General features: G+C 54.9%; 13 protein-coding genes. 6 read left to right on the top strand and 7 right to left on the bottom strand.

The genetic code is table 11. The annotated features are described in order from the left end of the window. Nucleotides 1-91 precede the first annotated feature (91 nt). Both BM123_RS09260 and BM123_RS09255 read right to left on the bottom strand, forming a co-directional pair. Nucleotides 92-838 carry a glucosaminidase domain-containing protein gene (locus BM123_RS09260; protein ID WP_090167562.1) on the bottom strand — a complete coding sequence of 249 codons (747 nt, stop codon included), beginning with the start codon at nt 836-838 and terminating at the stop codon, nt 92-94. A 149-nt stretch (nt 839-987) separates the two neighbouring features. After that, nucleotides 988-1,779: a hypothetical protein gene (locus tag BM123_RS09255; protein WP_090167560.1), complete on the bottom strand. Its 792-nt coding sequence runs from the start codon at nt 1,777-1,779 to the stop codon at nt 988-990. Between the two features lie 71 nt (nt 1,780-1,850). Between BM123_RS09255 and BM123_RS09250 the strand changes: the two genes are divergently transcribed. From BM123_RS09250 to BM123_RS09240, 3 genes are all read left to right on the top strand, one after another. After that, nucleotides 1,851-2,513, top strand: coding sequence for a porin family protein (locus BM123_RS09250; protein ID WP_090167558.1), 663 nt, complete (start codon nt 1,851-1,853; stop codon nt 2,511-2,513). A 43-nt stretch (nt 2,514-2,556) separates the two neighbouring features. After that, a complete protein-coding gene (locus tag BM123_RS09245) occupies nt 2,557-3,852 on the top strand; it encodes a serine hydrolase domain-containing protein (RefSeq protein ID WP_090167556.1) in 1,296 nt (431 codons plus the stop codon). 75 nt (nt 3,853-3,927) lie between these two features. Next, the gene (locus BM123_RS09240; RefSeq protein ID WP_090167554.1) at nt 3,928-5,397 is read left to right on the top strand and encodes a helix-turn-helix domain-containing protein; all 1,470 of its coding nucleotides are present in this window, start codon (nt 3,928-3,930) and stop codon (nt 5,395-5,397) included. 10 nt (nt 5,398-5,407) lie between these two features. Here the strand turns inward: BM123_RS09240 and BM123_RS09235 are convergent, their stop codons facing one another. Together BM123_RS09235 and porW are read right to left on the bottom strand one after the other, a co-directional pair. Further along, nucleotides 5,408-6,418 (bottom strand): glycosyl transferase family 28, encoded by a 1,011-nt coding sequence (locus BM123_RS09235; RefSeq protein ID WP_139211823.1) that lies wholly within the window; start codon nt 6,416-6,418, stop codon nt 5,408-5,410. 14 nt (nt 6,419-6,432) lie between these two features. Further along, nucleotides 6,433-9,432: a type IX secretion system periplasmic lipoprotein PorW/SprE gene (gene porW / locus BM123_RS09230; protein WP_090167550.1), complete on the bottom strand. Its 3,000-nt coding sequence runs from the start codon at nt 9,430-9,432 to the stop codon at nt 6,433-6,435. A gap of 271 nt (nt 9,433-9,703) precedes the next feature. On the opposite strand from porW, the gene BM123_RS09225 reads away from it, so the two are divergent. Next, entirely contained in the window at nt 9,704-10,606 is a 903-nt protein-coding gene (locus BM123_RS09225) for a M23 family metallopeptidase (RefSeq protein WP_090167549.1), read from the top strand. A 427-nt stretch (nt 10,607-11,033) separates the two neighbouring features. Here BM123_RS09225 and BM123_RS09220 read toward each other — a convergent pair whose 3' ends face one another. Together BM123_RS09220 and BM123_RS09215 are read right to left on the bottom strand one after the other, a co-directional pair. Continuing rightward, nucleotides 11,034-11,465 carry a hypothetical protein gene (locus tag BM123_RS09220; protein ID WP_090167547.1) on the bottom strand — a complete coding sequence of 144 codons (432 nt, stop codon included), beginning with the start codon at nt 11,463-11,465 and terminating at the stop codon, nt 11,034-11,036. After that, nucleotides 11,455-11,730: a hypothetical protein gene (locus BM123_RS09215; protein WP_090167545.1), complete on the bottom strand. Its 276-nt coding sequence runs from the start codon at nt 11,728-11,730 to the stop codon at nt 11,455-11,457. Before BM123_RS09215 ends, BM123_RS09220 begins: the two co-directional genes overlap by 11 nt. Nucleotides 11,731-11,969: 239 nt before the next feature. Between BM123_RS09215 and BM123_RS09210 the strand changes: the two genes are divergently transcribed. Continuing rightward, on the top strand, nt 11,970-14,369 hold the full coding sequence (locus BM123_RS09210) for a 3-hydroxyacyl-CoA dehydrogenase/enoyl-CoA hydratase family protein (protein WP_090167543.1): 2,400 nt from the start codon (nt 11,970-11,972) through the stop codon (nt 14,367-14,369). A 124-nt stretch (nt 14,370-14,493) separates the two neighbouring features. Beyond that, nucleotides 14,494-15,666: a thiolase family protein gene (locus BM123_RS09205; RefSeq protein WP_090167541.1), complete on the top strand. Its 1,173-nt coding sequence runs from the start codon at nt 14,494-14,496 to the stop codon at nt 15,664-15,666. 98 nt (nt 15,667-15,764) lie between these two features. Here the strand turns inward: BM123_RS09205 and BM123_RS09200 are convergent, their stop codons facing one another. After that, entirely contained in the window at nt 15,765-17,393 is a 1,629-nt protein-coding gene (locus tag BM123_RS09200; protein WP_090167539.1) for a GMC family oxidoreductase, read from the bottom strand. Between the last annotated feature and the right edge of the window lie 85 nt (nt 17,394-17,478).

The raw sequence follows: 17,478 nt of genomic DNA, 5'->3' as shown, positions 1-17,478 counted from the left end.
AAACCAACAGGTAAGCAGGCTTTCGATTGATTGATCTGGAAAGGTTAGTCATATGGGCTAAGATAACAGGTTTGCCGATAATCGTAGCTCCTTAATCAAAGCGAAAAAGCTGCCAGCGATCAATGGTGCGCAGTAACTGTCGGGAGAGATCATCCGTATCATTGAAGCCGAGCTCCCCCAGGCCAGCGGCCCAGCGCTGGTAGTCTGTCTCCCCGAACTGTGTCATGGGGGCGTATCGCCCGGAGGTGACATAGAGACTGTGGTCGCGGAAGCTCGTCCAGGCGGTCTCGTAGCGGCGGATGCATTTACCGTCGGCCCGGCCGGTGGAGCCCGGCCAGTCGTCATCACAGCCCAGGGCGAAGAAGTTGTTGTGGTCGCGCGCCGCTGGCGCGCTGCCGGCCCGGGTATGCAGCAAAGCATTGGCCAGCGTAATACTCGAAGGAACGCCAAACTTTTCCTGCTCCGCCTGAGCTACGTTGCTGAAGCGGCGGATGAAATCTTCTACCGTCTTTTGTTCCAGGCGGGTGAGCTGGTCATAGGCTGAGGCTTCCCCACCTCCGCCACCAAACAAACTAAAGCGTTCAAAAAAGCCACCGCTCTGCTCCGCGATCGGTTGCTCGGGCAACTTTTCGGTTAGGATCGGAGTCTCAGAGTTGAGGGTGACGGGCGGCACATTGACGGGGGCAGGAGCGGCCTCCTCCGTCGGAGCAGGACTTCCTAAGCGAACGTTGAAATTTACCTGCTTGCGGGTAAGGACGAAAAGGGCCCCGCCAATGATGAGCAGGCGAAGCCAGTGCCGCCCGGCGAAGGACAACACGCGTGAAAGAGAAAGTGTCATTTTTTGCAACCTTAATGGGCGGGTCTTTGCCCTGCCCTGACCAATAAATCCGAATGGCCGCTCCGAGTGTGAATTGTCAACGGAATAAAAAGACAAGTTTATTCGTCTGTTGCAAAGATAGGAAATGGCTTCATTAAAAACAAATTGTTTTAATTGAATTTAACTTCCTCTGTTTTGCCGGTTGCTGTGTTCAAGCGGAGGTAGCCCTCCGCCATCGGTATCCATTGCTCCTTCACCTCTCCGGGCACCTGCGGCCGCGGCTGCTCCTTTTGTTGATTAGTGACGGCATCCCAAATCCAGAAGCTGTCTTTACTGCGGCCCAGCAAGTAGGGCGGGTTCCAGGCGAAATCCTCCGCCGGTGGAAAAGTTATCCACCGCTCAAAGCGGCCATAGTTAGTGAATAAGGCTGCCCGGTGATCAGCTCTATAATGCAGTAAGACCTGCCCGCGATTGACGTAAATGGCGTCCGGTGGTATCACGGCACGAATCTCCAGGCGGAGATCGTTACTGCGCTGACGGACCTTCCCCGACTGGTCGAGCAGCTTGAGCCGGTAATCCCAATTGTCAAACACCCACACCTTATTATCGGAGGCCCGGGCCACGGTCGAGGGCTCCAGGATATCTTCCACGGAGAAGAGGTCCAGGCGGCTGCGTTCGCTCAACGTACGATCCAGAATGATCAACTGACCATAATCTGCGTAAAACAACATGACGGAAAAGGGGTTGGCGACGTCCACCACGTCCGGACTTCCCAGGCTGCTGTCAAAAAACTCGAACCGGTTTTGTCCCAGCGGATTGTCGGTTACCAACCGTTCATCGGCCAGCAGAAAATACGTTTTTCCGGTGGGGTCCAGGAAGAAGCGATCTACACTATTCCCGGGCTGTGAACGGGTGGTGGCGCAGGCAGAAATGAGAATAGTGAGGAGCAGGAAGTAGCGCATGGTACCTCAATAACGATTAAAAGTGGAAATTTGTCATAATCCGAAGGAATTGCCTTCTCCAATAATTGCCCATGAACCGCCTGCTGATTGTCCTTTTTCTCTTGCCCTGCTTTTTATCTGCTCAGCAGCCTGACTCTACGGAGGTGATCAACCGCCTGCAGTTCGGCGTTGGTTTTGGGGTGATGCAACACGAGGTGGACTTTACGCCAAATGCTGACGTGGAGCCTCTGTCCGGTAATAGCTTCAACCTGGGTCTGCGCTATTTTGATAATAAGCTGGTGGGCTTTCAGGCGGAGTTGTCTTATTCCCAGGCCGGATGGATAGAAACCATTGATACGACCTTTGCCGGCCAGTATCAACGGCAAACGGATTACATTGAATTATTGATTCTGACGCAATTCAGTATCGGCAGGGGCGTCTTTCAGCCCATGTTTCAGGCGGGGCCCTATTTATCATTTCCACTCAGCAGTACGGAAGAAATTCCAACCGAATACGTGGCGCCTACCGAAGGCACGCCCGATTATTATGGCTTCGATATTCCCTTCCGCCCCAATTACGGCCTGCAAGGGGGGCTGGGCTTCAATCTTGAGTTGGGCAAGCTGACCATCCAGCTGGAAGGCCGCTACCTGATCGGTTTTAATGATCTGATTAAAACCGGAGATACGGTTGCCTCCACCAGCCGGCGAGCGGGTGTGGGGGGGCATTTGGGGATGTTTTGGGCGGTGGGAGACTGAGGGAGCAGACACTCAATTCCGTCATTTTTCCCATATTAGCCCAATGCGCGCTCTACCATATCTTTTTCTCCTGTTTTCTGCTACGCTCTCGGCTCAATCAAATGATTTAGCGGATTCCATCCGTACCGTCCTCGAAGAAGGTATTGAGGCCGGCGCATTCCCCGGCGCGCAGGTGCTGGTTTTACACAAAGGGGAGCCTCTGGTCCACGTAACTGCAGGCTACCATACCTATGCTGAGAAACGGCCGGTGCTCCATAACGACGTATATGACCTCGCGTCCGTCACCAAAACAAGTTCAGGCCTGCTCTACCTGATGCAGCTTTATGACCGGGGCGAGCTCGATCTGGATGCTCCGCTCGGAGCCACCTTTCCTGCTTTTGCCGGGACGGACAAGGCGAACCTCCCCCTTCGCTCCGCGCTCGCCCACCGGGCGGGTCTGCTGCCCTGGGTCCCCTACTGGCAGGGTACACTGAGAGGCAATGGCCGCTACCCCTGGCAGAAAAGGTGGGACAGTAGCCGGACGAACGACTACCGCTTCCGGGGGCGGACGCTCAAGCGCGACAGCAGCCGACGGTACCCTATCCGGATTATGGACGATCTCTGGCTGCACCGGGCTTACCGGGAGAAAAATATTTACAAAGCCATTCGTAAATCTCCCGTAAAGCCCGAAGGAGAATATAAATACTCCGGCCTGCTGTTTTACCTGTTGCCAGATTTAGTAGAGCGGCGTACGGGCATGGGCTATCACGACTATTTACGGCAGGAGTTCTATGACCCGCTGGGCGCCACTACACTCGGCTACCGGCCACTGGACCGGAATATACCCCTCCAACGAATTGTGCCGACCGAGGTGGATACCTTTTTTCGGATGGATACGCTCCACGGTGTCGTTCATGATGAAGGCGCTGCACTGATGAACGGCCTCAGTGGCAACGCCGGCCTTTTCTCTACCGCCGAAGACCTGGGTAAGCTTTACCAGATGTTGATGAATGGCGGTGAGCTCAACGGCCGGCGCTACTTCAGGGAGTCTACGGTAACAGAATTTACCCGCTATCAGTACCCCGACGAAGGCAACCGACGGGGCCTCGGTTTTGATAAGCCACTCATAGAATACAACGAAGACCTTAGCTCGGTGGCAGAGGCCGCTTCCTCCCAAAGCTTTGGACACAGCGGCTATACGGGTACACTCGTTTGGGCGGACCCCGAGCAGGAGCTGGTATTTATTTTCCTTAGTAACCGCGTACACCCGAGCCGTAACCGGAGAGCGATTTATACGATGGGGGTCCGACCACGGATTATGACCATGGTTTATGAGGCAATTAAGCAGGGAAAGAATTGATGATTTGCCTGCCGCCCGCTCATTGAATGATGAGACAAGCGAAAATTCGCCAGCATTTCCCTAAATTGGCGCTCTATGAACGCTAAGACCGCGAATGAAAGAATCATCTTTGGCCTTAAAGTAAAGCAGCTTCGCCAGGAGCAGAAGCTTTCCTTTGCCGATTTGTCTAAAAGTTCGGGGATGTCCCTTTCCTACCTCAATGAGATCGAAAAAGGGAAAAAGTTTCCGAAAGCGGATAAGGTTCGAAACCTCGCCAAGGCCCTCGGCACGAATGCTAAAGACCTTACCAACGGGGAGTTGGGCCGCAATCTCGCTCCGGTTACCCAGCTATTACAGTCTAACTTTTTGAATGAGCTCCCCCTGGAGCTATTCGGCATCGAGTTGGGCAAAGTTGCGGAGATCATTGCTCAGGCACCGGTGCGCGTCGGGGCCTTCATCAGCACGCTTTTAGAATTATCGCGTTCCTATGCTCTGCGGGAGGAGAACTTCTATTTCGCTGCACTGCGCTCTTATCTGGAACTGAACGACAACTACTTTCCTGAACTGGAAAGAGCAGTGGATGAGTTTTCGGACAAGTATGATTTGCCAGACGTGCGCCCCGTTCCCCCGCGCATTCTTGCGGGCCTGCTGGAAGATCGCTTTGATTACAAGATTCTGCCCAACGGCCTGGATGAACATCCCGAGCTGGCCATATTTCGCTCGGTTTACGTACCAAAAGGCAGAAAACTTCTTCTGAACGGTAGCCTTACCCCCCGCCAGCGGGGTTTCCAGTTTGGCAAAGAACTGGGCTTTAACCAGCTTAATCTGACCGAGCGGGCAAACACCAGCAGCCTGGTCAGGAGCCGGGTATTTGAAGAAGTGCTCAATCATAGTAAAGCGACCTATTTCAGCGCAGCTCTCCACGTGCCTTTGCAGCCCTTTGTGTCGAGCATTCGGGATTTGTTTGATCAGGAAACATGGAGTGCATCCGCAGTAGAAAACATTATGCAGCGGTTCAATGCTACGCCGGAGATGTTCTACCAGCGGCTTACGAATGTGTTGCCACAGTTTTTTGGCCTGAAGGAATTGTTCTTCCTGCGGTTCATGCATACGCCGGCTACTGATGGATTTTCTATCGATAAGGAGCTCCACCTGCATCGTCGTCATCAGCCGCATGAGAATGGGCTCTTCGAGCATTACTGCCGCCGCTGGGTAAGTGTTCATCTGCTGGAAGAAATGAAGGATTCTAAAGCGGGGGAGATGCGTATTTCCGCCCAGCGGAGTCAGTATTTCGGGACGGAGGATGAGTATCTCTGCCTTACCCTGGCCCGATCCGGCTATCCGGATCCCAGTCGGAACGTGAGCCTTACCATTGGTTTGCTGGTAAATGATAAGCTGAGGGAAACCATCCGCTGGGCGGATGATCCGGCAATTTCAAGGCGGGTGGTGAACACCACTTGCGAACGCTGTCCGATTATGGATTGTAAGGAGCGGGCTACGGAGCCCGTCATTGTGCAAAAACGAGAGCAATACAGTCGGGTGAAAAAAGCCTTGCGGGATTTGTGAGCAGACTGTACTAGCCAATCAGCCCCGCCAAATCAATTTCTCCCTGAGCAAAAGCTGCCAGGGCGTCCCCACTTTGCACCTGCGTTTGCGCCAGCAACTCCTGTTCGGTCTGCCCGGGGGTAGGAATCAGAATAATTTTTGCGCTTAGGTTCAAAGCAGCCAGATCCATCAGGGTGCTGTAGCCGGAGCGACAGATGATGTGTTGCGCAATGGGTAAATGACGGGCCAGGAACTGCCGGTCGGCGAAGGGCTTTACCACGATACGGTGTTCTTCCACCACCTCTTCTTCGTCGGGCACACCGCGAATGAGCAGATGTGGACCGGGTAGCTGGCGAAGTTGGCCCAACAGTATTTTTTCCAACCGGCTGCGCATGGGTTCGGGCCCACTCAGCAGAGATAGTGTACGCCAGTTTTCGGGCGCCGGCTTCGTTGGCTCCAGGCGGCTGAGCGGACCGATAAAGCGAACTTTTTTATAGCCTTTCGGGTCGGATAGCCGGCCGCTCATTTTGCGGTCTGCGGTGTCGGGCACCCAGACTTCCCGGAACCGTCGCAGGTACTTCACGTAGCTCCATGACATGGGCCCGAAGTTGAAAATGGGGTGTAACTGATGGGTCAGCATGACCGATTCCACCCTCGGGTGGTAGCAGCCGAAACGGCTGTCGGAAATGATCCTGTCGATCCTGAGTTCTTCCACGAGTCGGGCCGTTTGTCGCTTTTCGCGGGCAATCGTGCGCAGCCATTTGGGGAGTTGCAGGCCCACGTTCAGGGGCATGTTTCCGGTGGGGTAGCGGACGTCGTAGGCGGGGAGTTCGTAGACGGTCAGATCGGGTCGTTCCTGCTCCAGAAATTTTCGGGCGCGGCCGCAGGATGCAAGGAAGGTTAGTTCGCCGGCTTTTTCCAGCGCCCTAAGCAAAGCCAGAGAACGGGAAGCATGGCCCAGCCCCCAATCCAGCACACAAAGCAGGTTCCTCCGGCCGGGAAGCGACGGCGGCATACCGCTATGGATGATGGCTTGAGGCATATGCGGTTTACCGTCTACTCGTAGTTTTCGCGGAACCAGGTTCGGTATTCTTCCACGGAGCGCAGCTTCAGGATTTCCCGGTAGTTGCTCTGGGAAACAGCATAGATGTCGTAGCTGAACTTACCGGCATCGAGGAATTCCTGCTCACGCTCCTTCGCGTTTTTCAGGTATTTCACGGCTTCCGTTCCATTCTTGAATCGACGTAGTACCAGGGCGGGCACGTCGTTATTTTTACCGATGTAGAAGTTGGTAATCCGTAGGCGGTCAAGCTTATTGTACTTGGCGTTGAACTTGGAAACGCTAATCTTAGCGGCGTTCAGGTCGGTGTCTTCTTTATCGAATACGACGATGAAGTAATGCAACTCCTTCATACTCTCCTTAAAGCCACCACCAAGGGCACCAGCCTGACCCGGGAGCCGGGCACCAGACTCACCGAGCAGACGGAGAATTTCTTTAGCCCGGGTTTGCTCGGGCGTTCCGTCAAACTGAGCTACTACCTGCCGCAAGGAGGCAATGTAGGCAGCTCGTCCCTGGGTGTTACCGGTCGTCATGGCCAGCAATAGGGCGTAGCGGGATTTCAGTGGGTGCTGCCCCAGCAAAGAGGCCCGGCCCTTAGTAGCCAGCTCGTGTGCTGTTTTAAAGTCTCCCTTCTCGAAGGCAGCGTAGGCCGTCTCGTAGTCCCGCATCAACTTGCTGTCCTTCTGCAGCAACTCGCTGGCGTAGCTGGGGTCGTTGGCCAGGCGGGCATATTTGGAGCCCCGGTACTGGCCAGCCAGCTTGGTGGCAAACTCCTGAGCCTTGGAGGCATTACCCATGTCTTTATGAATGAGATATTGGTAATACCAGCTTTCCGCTTCGGTGTTAGCACCGGGAAATTGTCGGTTCAGGGTCTCGAAGGCCTCCAGCGCCTTCGGGTTGTTCTCTAATCGGTCACGGTATTCGCGGCCGAGGTTAAACCAGTTTTCTGCCTGTTTCACCTCCATCGTCTTTTGCTCAGCGGGGGTGGTGGGCACGCCGTCGAGGAGCGCTTTAATTTCGTCTTCGGTAACCATCTGCGGATCCGTGTCGTCAGGGTTACTGCCTGCGGCATCGCCCGGGTCGCTGAAGATGTCCCGGTCGGTCCGGCTGGAACGGCGCCAGTCGTCTTCGAGTGATCGGTCGCCCCAGCGGCGCTCAAAGTCGCGCTTTCCCTTCTTAACGATGGACGGCTTATAGGCGAAGAACTCGCTGTTGCCGATGGTTGCTACGGGGCCCCGGCCTCCGACGGAGGCAACGGGATTGATGGGTTGAGCGGCGGCTGCGCGCCGCTGTTCGAACAGCTCGGCGGCCCACTGGTTGCGGGCGTCCTCGCTTAGCCTTCCAATCCGGAGCAGGCTGTCCTTTACGGTAATGTCCTGCAGGGCAGATGCGATGCCCGACAGTTGATCGCGTCGCTGACTGATGGCGGCGTAACGATCGTCACTCTGTGCCATGACGGTCAGAGTGGTATCGTAGTAGAGTTTCGCTGGCAGGTAATCACTGGCGGCATAGGCCAGATCTCCGAGGAGGTTGTAGGCTTCAAGCTGCTGAACGGGACCGGCCGATGGGCTGGCCAGCGCACGGCGCAGGTACTCTGCCCCTGCTTCCTTATCTCCACTCCGGAGGGCAATGGCTGCCATGGAGTAGATGATTTGGCTCTCGTAGGGGATGTTTTTGTCCTCCCGGGCCATTCGCTCCAGTTTCTTGAGGGCATCAGCTGCGGAGCCGGAACCACTCAGGAAGGCATTCTGGGCCAGGTTGAGGCGGGCACCCAGTTCCAGTTCGTAGTTGGGGCGGGCGGCGATGGCTTTCTCAAAAGCTGAGGCTGCACCGGATGGCTGGCTCAGCTCCTGATAAAGCTGGCCGGCAATGTAGTGGTAGCGGGCTCGCTCGTTGCGCTCTTTGGCTACCTCCGCAGCTTCTTCGAGGTAGGGGATGGCTTCTTCCAGCTTCTCCTGCTCAACGTAGAGGAATGCCTGAACGGCCATTGCTTTACGACGCACGTCGGCAAAGGTGCCGCGGTTAGCCCGCAGGTCTTCCAGGATGATCTGGGCCTGGTCGAAGTTGTCGCGCTTGATCAATGTCCAGGCCAGCCATAAACGACCTTCCTGAAAAGCAGGACGGTGCTTGGCGACGTAGCTGCCGGCTTTTTTCCCGTAGGCTTCGCCCTCTCCTTCAAGGTCACTGTTGTTGCTGAATATGGAAATCATACCCACCGGGCCGAGGTCAGCCTCTTCTTCCTCAATCGGATCGGGTTCGTTTTCCAGGCCTGCCTGGGCCGATGTGTCCCGCTTTACTGGCGGAAGGCGAATGCCTTTCTTCCGGGCCTTAAGGCGGGCTTTGCGTTCCCGTTCGCGCTCTTTTTTCTTGGCTTTGCGTTCCTTTTCTCGTTCTTTATTAATCTTATCCCGCTCTTTTTGAGCTTCCTTTCGGGCCCGGAGCCGATCGCGGCGCTCTTGTTCCGGATTAGATTCTACTTCCCGCCGGCTGACGTATTCTTCCTCCTCCGGTTCTTCAGCACTACTGCTCCCTTTCTTTACTTTGCTCTTGCTGCGTTTTGGCCGGGGCCGGAATTCGTTGACCATAAAGCGGAGGGTTTTCTCCGCGCTTTCATAGTCTTGTTTAATGAGCTGAGCCTGGCCTACCAGCAGGTAGCTGTCATCCACCCAATTGCTGTAGGGGTGTTTCTTGACGACGATGGCCACCTTCTCAATGGCAATATCCATGTCTTCTCCTACGATACTGGGGTTATCAACTTCCAGAAAGGGGAACATGTCCAGGCGTTGGGTGTAATTGTCAACGTGCTGCTCATCAAGCGTGAGCAAGCTTTCGGTCATGAGCTCCCGGGCGTTGAAATAGCCGTTGTAGTGGGAGTTCATATTGTGCCACAGCTTACCGATCGGCCCTTGTTCGTCTCTCCGTTTGGTGGAGGAACAGCTGGTAACCAGGATCAGTAAAGCCAATAGCAGAAGGGAAAATTGCGTTAACTTCTTCAAATTGATTCAATTTATCAAGGCAGTCATCATCAGGGTTAAGCAGGATGAAGACGCCAAAACGTAGCGGGAAGGTGGAACGGGATGCTATCTTTGCTGACCACTACACCCACCGCAAAGTGGGCGCAAAGGTAAGGCCACAGGCCATATAAGCTTATGGACAACTTGCGTCCATCAACTCTTTTTCGGTGCCTTCAGGCACCCGTAACCAATAAGAAACGTTAAGCTCCCTACCCAAAGTGTGGGCTTAAGATTAAAAATAACGCCCTTCCCCATGGAAGAAACAACCGAAAAACAAGGCCGCTGGCAGCGCTTCAAAGAGAACAGCAAGGATGAGTACCAGCTGGTTGTCCGTGATGTGAAAAGCTATCGGGAGGTAGGCTCTTATAACCTGACCCCGCTCAATCTGTACGTGGCCATCTCAACGCTCATTTTTCTGGTGGCCGTTGTGGTGTTCTTATTAATTGCCTACACGCCCCTGCGGACTTACATTCCGGGCTACGGAGACATTGTGCAGCGGCAGGAGCTCAATGAGATGGAAGATCTCATTGATGAGATGGGTGCTCAGATGGAACAACAGGCCGTTACCATCGAAACGATGAAGCGTAACATTCACGGAGAAGTGGTGACCAGTGCTGATATTGAGGAGCGCGGCATTAAAGTAGATACCGCAAATATTGAACCCGTACCCCTCTCAGAAGAAGAGGTAAGACTTCGCCGGGAGATGGCCCTGGAACGGGTAGGAGAAAACAGCCGTGGGAGTAGTGGTATGGCTCCCTCGCCCGGTAGTACGGATGTGCCATTGGCACAACTTTTATTGGTTGCACCAGTGAACGGAGAGATCAGCGCCGGCTTCAAATTGACCGGTGATCATCTGGGGGTTGACATTCTCGCTCCGCAGGACACCCCGATCAAGGCGGTGAGGGATGGCATTGTTTTCATCAGCGAGTTCACCAGCTCTAACGGTAACGTAGTGGGAATTCAGCACGATAATAACCTGATTACCTTCTACAAGCATAACTCTCAGTTACTGAAAAAGGTAGGCGACCGGGTAAGGGCCAGTGAGGCGATTGCCATCATTGGTAATACGGGGGAATTGTCTTCAGGACCACACCTGCACTTTGAGCTTTGGCATGAAGGGAAGGCGGTGGACCCAACGGAGTTTATTCGGTTCTAGGATTTGAGGGAGGGTTTTCGAGTGGCTGCTTCGCAGCTTTAGGTTTAACCACAAGATGCAGAGAGGTGATGCGCGGAGGTGCGCTGCGCGGCAATGGGGGTTAACCACAGATTATCACGGATTCACACCGATTAATACACAGATTTTTTGTCGCTGCGCGACTGGTTTGTTTCCTGCAGAAGAGGAGAGAGGAGGCGGAAGAGAGGGAGGGGCAGCTGCGCAGCTTTAGGTTTAACCACAGAGGTGCGGAGAGGTGATTCACGGAGGTGCACAGAGGGACGCTGTTCGGAAATGGGGTTAACCACAGATTATCACGGATTCACACCGATTAATGCACAGATTTTTTGTCGCTGCGCGACTGGTTTGTTTCCCGCAGATGAGGAGAGAGGAGGCGGAAGAGAGGGAGGGGCAGCTGCGCAGCTTTTGATTACTCCGGCGAGAAAGAGTTTACGTCTGGCAGGCCTCTGGAAATACTATCCGACCGCAGGCTATCCCGTAGGAGTTGCTGTTGCAGCAGGGTGTCATACCTGATTTCGAAGGGGAACAGCGGCCGTAGTGGCAGGGGGGCCGAGAGTGCTTTGGGTGGAGGGGCGCCGGGCCGGTTTGGGCGGGGTGGCCGCCCTTCGATCCGTTGCATCCGGCGGGCCCGGTTGATGAGCAGAGAATCTGCGCGGAGGGTGGCCGCTTCCAGAACGTCTTTGTGGCAGTCGTTCATGATCTTAGCGGTGAGCGCTTGGGTTCGATCCTGAAAGCGTTCTTCCATAACCATGCTCGAGTCTGTCACATCTGGCTCGCAGCCGGAGAGAGCCAGTAGCGCCAGGAGCCATATTAAAACTGGTGAAGGGAGCTTAGCGATCATTGCGCAGGTTTTCGGGGATACGGGCCCGGAGGCGGGCTTCTTCTTCCAGGCGTCGCTGGACGATGCTGTCCGTTGCAATGGCGACCCGGTCCTCGTAAGTGTTGGTGCAAAGGGTGTCGAGTACGCGTCGGATACTGTCCATGTAGACGGTTACCCTGGCGTCAACGATGTCTCGTTCGGCCATGGTCAGGCGGAGGTTGACTTCTTCCTGCTCTACGGAACAGGAGAGACATAGGAGAAAGAGCAGGAGCGAAAAGGGGCGCATGGGAGCAAAGATAGTACGGGGCAGGATAGTAACGGTTGCCCTGGCCAGAGTTGTGACTCAAAGAGTAGGGCGTTTTACCTTGCTGATTACATCATTTCATTGCACCTGCGTTCTGCGCCCAAAAGCTTAACTTCCACCGCGAATTGCAACTCCAGCGCTGAAGGACTATCTTCGCCAGCGAAAATTCGCTAACTTTTGTTCGCCTTAGGGCGTTACTAGCAAATACAACTTAATAATTCATGCAATATCGCCTTAAGAAAGTGGCCGTTCTCGGCTCCGGTGTGATGGGTTCAGGCATCGCCTGCCATTTCGCAAATATTGGTCTGGACGTGCTCCTGCTCGATATCGTTCCTTTTAATCTTACCGACGAGGAAAAAAAAGACCCCGTCAAAAGAAACAGCCAGGCCGTTAGTGCCCTGGCTGCTGCCATTAAATCCAAGCCTGCTCCTCTTTTCAGGAAAGATATGGCCAGCCATATCACGACCGGTAACTTTGAAGACGATTTTGAAAAAATCGCTGACTGTGATTGGATCATTGAGGTGGTAATTGAGCGCCTGGACATCAAGAAGCAGATTTTCGAAAAGGTTGACAAGTACCGCAAAGCCGGTTCTCTGGTGACCTCCAACACTTCCAGTATTCCGATCAATCTGCTGGCCGAAGGCCGCAGTGAAGACTTCCGGGCTCACTTCTGCGGCACTCACTTTTTCAACCCGCCTCGTTACCTCCGCCTTTTCGAGGTAATTCCCCACGGAGACACGAAGCAGGATGTAGTAGACTTCTTTATGCACTACGGTGATGTTTACCTCGGTAAGCAAACGGTACTGTGTAAGGACACCCCCGGCTTCATCGGTAACCGAATCGGTGTTATGTCTGGTGTTCAGATGATGGACCTGACGGTGAAGTACGATATGACCATCGAAGAGGTCGACGCCATCACCGGCAGCCTTATAGGCCGCCCCAACACAGCGACTTACCGCCTGCAGGATTTGGTGGGTATTGACACCAGTGCCAAGGTGTCTGGCTTTGTGATGAGCAACGTCTCTGATGACGAATACATCGAGCTGGTAAAGGGTAAAGAACAGCCTAAATTCATGGCTCACCTGCTGGATAATAAGTGGTTCGGTAATAAGTCCGGCCAGGGTTTTTACAAGAAAACCGGCGAACGGGATGACAAGGGCAAGAGCATCATCCATGCCCTCAACCTGAAAACACTGGAGTACGCTCCGGCCACCCGCCCACGGCCCGCCATTGGGAAAGCCAAGATGATTGAAGACATGGGCCGCAGAATGCAGTCTATTGTCGGAGGTGATGACAAGGAGAATAAGTTTCTCCGCGAATACTTCGCCGGCCTGATCGCTTACTCCGCTAACCGGGTACCCGAAATTGCTGACGACCTGTACAGCATTGACGATGCCATGCGCACCGGCTACTTCTGGGAGTACGGACCATTTGAGACCTGGGATCAGATCGGACTGGCCGAAGGCATCAAGATGATCGAAGAAACGGACGGCAAAGTAGCCGACTGGGTACTTGAAATGCAAAAAGCCGGACATGACTCCTTCTACAAAGTTGAGGGGGGTAAGCGGATGTACTACGACCAGGCAACGAAGAGCTATAAGCCGGTTCCCAGCCTGGAGAACTACATCATTCTGGATACCCTGCGCGAAAACGCGCCGATCATTAAGAATGACTCCGCCACGGTGCATGACCTCGGCGACGGGGTAATGTGTGTAGAGTTCACCTCGAAGTCCAACAGCATTGATGATGCTATCGGTGAGGCGATCAGTGAGGCGATTGACAAAGCAGAAGCGGAAGGCTGGAAGGGTATCGTGATTGGCAATAATGCCAAGAACTTCACCGTTGGCGCTAACCTGATGAACGTCGGTATGCTTGCCATGCAGCAGGAATTTGATCAGCTCGACGGGCTGATTCACGGCTTCCAGCAGCTAAACATGAAGATTAAGACCTGTAAGGTACCCGTAGTGGTAGCCACGCAGGGCTACGTATTCGGTGGCGGCTGTGAAATCAGTATGCACGCCGATGCAGGTGTTTATGCCGCCGAGAGCTATATCGGTTTGGTAGAAGTTGGTGTCGGGCTCATCCCCGGTGGCGGTGGAACAAAAGAGATGGCACTGCGTGCCTCCGATAAGTTCTTCGAAGGGGATGTGATGATGCCTACGCTGATTGATGCTTTCCAGACGATTGCTACGGCGAAGGTGTCTACCTCGGCCAGCGAAGCCTTTGACTATGGCTACCTGATTGAAGGAAAAGACTTCGTGGAAACCAACCTGCAACGCAATATTGGCGAAGCCAAGCGTAAGGTGCTGGAACTCTCCAGAGAATACGTGGCACCGAGCATCCGGGAAGACATCACGGTCTTAGGCCGTGCTGGTCTGGCGGCGCTTTACACCGCCATCAATGAATTCAAACTCGGTAAGTACATCTCCGAGTACGACGGTGTCGTTGCCGGCCACGTAGCCAACATCCTCTGTGGTGGTGAGCTGACGCAGACGCAACAGGTGAGCGAGCAGTACCTGCTCGACCTGGAACGGGAAGCCTTCCTGAGCCTGCTGGGTAACCAGAAGACACTGGAACGGATTCAGTACACGCTGCAGAACAACAAGCCGCTGCGCAATTAGTGAATGAGTGAAGGGAGGAATGGGCGAATGCTGCAACAGTATTGCTCGTTAAGCCTTCCCTTGCACCGGCGTTCGCGCTAAATCATTCACTCATTCTATCATTCAAAAAATCAAGCATTCAATTATGGAAGCTTATATTGTAAAAGGATTTCGCTCCGCCGTTGGCCGCGCCAAAAAAGGAGGATTCAAAAATTACCGCTCTGACGACCTCGCCGTAGACGTCATCAAGCACCTCATGAGCACCGTTCCGGAGCTGGACCCTAAGTTGGTCGACGACGTTATCGTTGGCTGTGCCAACCCGGAAGGGGAGCAGGGCCTGCAGGTTGGTCGCCTGATCGCCGCGCGTGCGCTCGGCAAGGAAGTGCCCGGTATCACCATCAACCGTTACTGTGCCTCCGGGCTGGAGTCCATTGCCATGGCAGTGGGTAAGATCAAGGCGGGCTTCGGCGATATTTACCTCGCCGGCGGAGCCGAAAGCATGAGCATGATCCCGATGACGGGCTACAAGCTCAGCCCGAGCTACAAAGCAGCGATGGACAACATCAACTACCACGTTAGTATGGGAAAGACGGCCGAAGCCGTTGCCAAAAAATATGAGGTGACACGGGAACAGGCTGATGCTTTCTCCGTGCGCAGTCATGAAAAAGCGGCTGCTGGTATTGATGCCGGGCATTTCGACGGGCAGATCGTTCCCGTAGAAGTAGAAGACGTTTTCGTTAAGGATGGTAAAATGGTGAAGTCGAGTCACATCGTTAAGATGGACGAAGGAGTTCGCCGTAGTACCAGCATGGAAGGGCTTGCCCGCCTGCGCGCCGTGTTCGAGCAGGGAGGTGTGGTTACTGCCGGCAATTCCAGCCAGACGTCCGACGGTGCCGCTTTCACCTTGGTAATGAGCGAACGAATGGTAAAGAAACTCGGCCTGGAACCCATTGCCCGCCTCGCCTCCTGTTCCGTAGGCGGGGTCGATCCGCTGTACATGGGAATTGGTCCTTGCGTTGCGGTGCCTAAAGCCCTGGAGCGTGCCGGGCTCAAGATTGGTGACATTGAGCAAACCGAACTCAACGAAGCTTTTGCCACTCAGGCGCTGGCGGTCATTAAAACTCTCGGTCTGGACCCCGAAACGGTGAACCCTAATGGTGGTGCCATCGCGCTGGGCCACCCACTGGGGTGTACGGGAGCAAAACTGACCATTCAGCTGCTCGACGAGATGCGCCGCCGGAATCAACGCTATGGCATGGTTACCGCCTGTGTAGGTGGTGGACAGGGCATTGCGGGGGTGTTTGAGCGGTTGAGTTAGACGCTTTGTCTGGTATACTTACGCCAAAACAACTGTATTATACTGGGAGAGCCCCGGAGCATTTTGCTTCGGGGCTTTTCTCGTTTTGTGCGGTCAGGTTAGGTGCTTGTGACTAGCTCCGCCCCCCGCTCCGCAATCATGTACACCGGCGCATTTGTGTTGCCGCTTACGATAGTGGGCATGATGCTGGCGTCGATCACGCGCAGACCTTCCACGCCATGGACTCGCAGCCGATCGTCCACTACGGCCATCTCGTCGTGGCCCATTTTGCAAGTGCCGACGGGGTGATAGATTGTTTCTACCTGTCGTTGGATGTGGTCCCAGATGGCACCGTCGGAACTAACGTTGGGCGGGGAGAATCGGCGTTTGAGGTAAGGGCTGAAGGCGGAAGCTTCCATTACTTCCAGGGCCTTTTTGGTGGCTTCGAGCAGGACCTGGCGATCGTCTTCGTGGGCGCAGAAGTTGGGTTGGATGACGGGAGGGGTCATGATGTGCGCTCCCGCAGTACTGCGGGACAGGTGCAAGGTGCCCCGGCTTTTAGGGCGGAGTAGTGAGGGAAGAATACTGAACCCGTCGCCATCCGTCGGAAAGGTTTTATAGTTGTGGAAATCCGAGTCGTAGCCCTCCCCTACGTGGAAGGAGGAAAAGTGGAACTGGTAGTCGACTCGGTCAGGGCTCAGGGAGGTGGAGCCAAAGGCCACCGCCTCCAGCGGTGAGCTATTGAAGACCCCTTTCCCCAGTAGCAAATAATCCAGCGCTGCCCGCGCCATAGCTACCGGCCGAACGTAATGGTTTTGCCCTTCCTGCTGGTGAGACAGCGCTCCGATGGGCACAAACAGGTGATCCTGCAGGTTTTTACCTACTCCCGGAAGATCCCGCTTGCACTCAATGCCGTGCAGCCCCAGCTCCGCCCGGTCGCCAATGCCGGAGAGCATCAGCAACTGCGGGGAGGCAAAGGACCCGGCGGAGAGAATCACCTCCCGGCTGGCCCGAAACTCCTGCGGGCTTTTGCCCGGCTTCCCGGCCAGCACACCGACGGCGCGGTCGCCGTCGATCAGTATTTTGCTCACCTGCGTATTCGTTAGTACCGTCAGGTTTTTCCGACCCATTACCGGCTTCAGGAAGGCGCTGTAGGCGGAGTGGCGTTTGCCGTCTTTGATCGTAAACTGAAAGAGGCCGGCGCCTGCCTGCTGCGCACCGTTGTAATCGTTGTTCCGCTCGAAGCCCGTCTCCGTGCAAGCGTCTACGAAAGCCGCCGCGAAGGGCGAGCGGTAACGGCTAGGAAATTCGACGTTGAGCTCTCCTTCCCTGCCGTGATAGTCATTGTCGATATCAACGTTGTGTTCGTGGCGGCAGAAGTAGGGAAGTACGTCTTCATAGCCCCAGCCGGCGTTGCCGAGGGCGGCCCAGTCGTCGTAGTCAGCGCGGTTACCGCGCACGTAGGCCATAGCGTTAGTGGAGCTGCTGCCGCCCAGTACTTTGCCACGGGGCAGATAAATTTTTCGATTCAGGAGTTGCTCCTGTGGTTCCGACCAGTAACCCCAGTCCACTGACGTCCGGTGCAGCTTCGGATAGCCGGCCGGGATAATGATGTTGGGGTTACGTACCGGCCCTCCGGCCTCGATCAGCAATACCTGATGGGCGGGGTTCGCCGAGAGGCGGTTGGCCAGCAGACAGCCGGCGGAGCCGGCGCCGATGATGAGGTAGTGGGGAGGCTGAGAAGTCATTAATTTTTGTTGTTGGGCTAATCAACTGACGACCACGGAGTGGTCTAATATCCTTAGCGTGGGGTGAAGGACACGAAGTGGACTT

This window comes from Neolewinella agarilytica (assembly GCF_900110645.1).
GTDB classification, from domain to species: Bacteria; Bacteroidota; Bacteroidia; order Chitinophagales; family Saprospiraceae; genus Neolewinella; species Neolewinella agarilytica.
The sequence above is the reverse complement of the archived record's forward strand: the minus strand, read 5'-3'. Positions and strand labels throughout refer to the sequence as shown.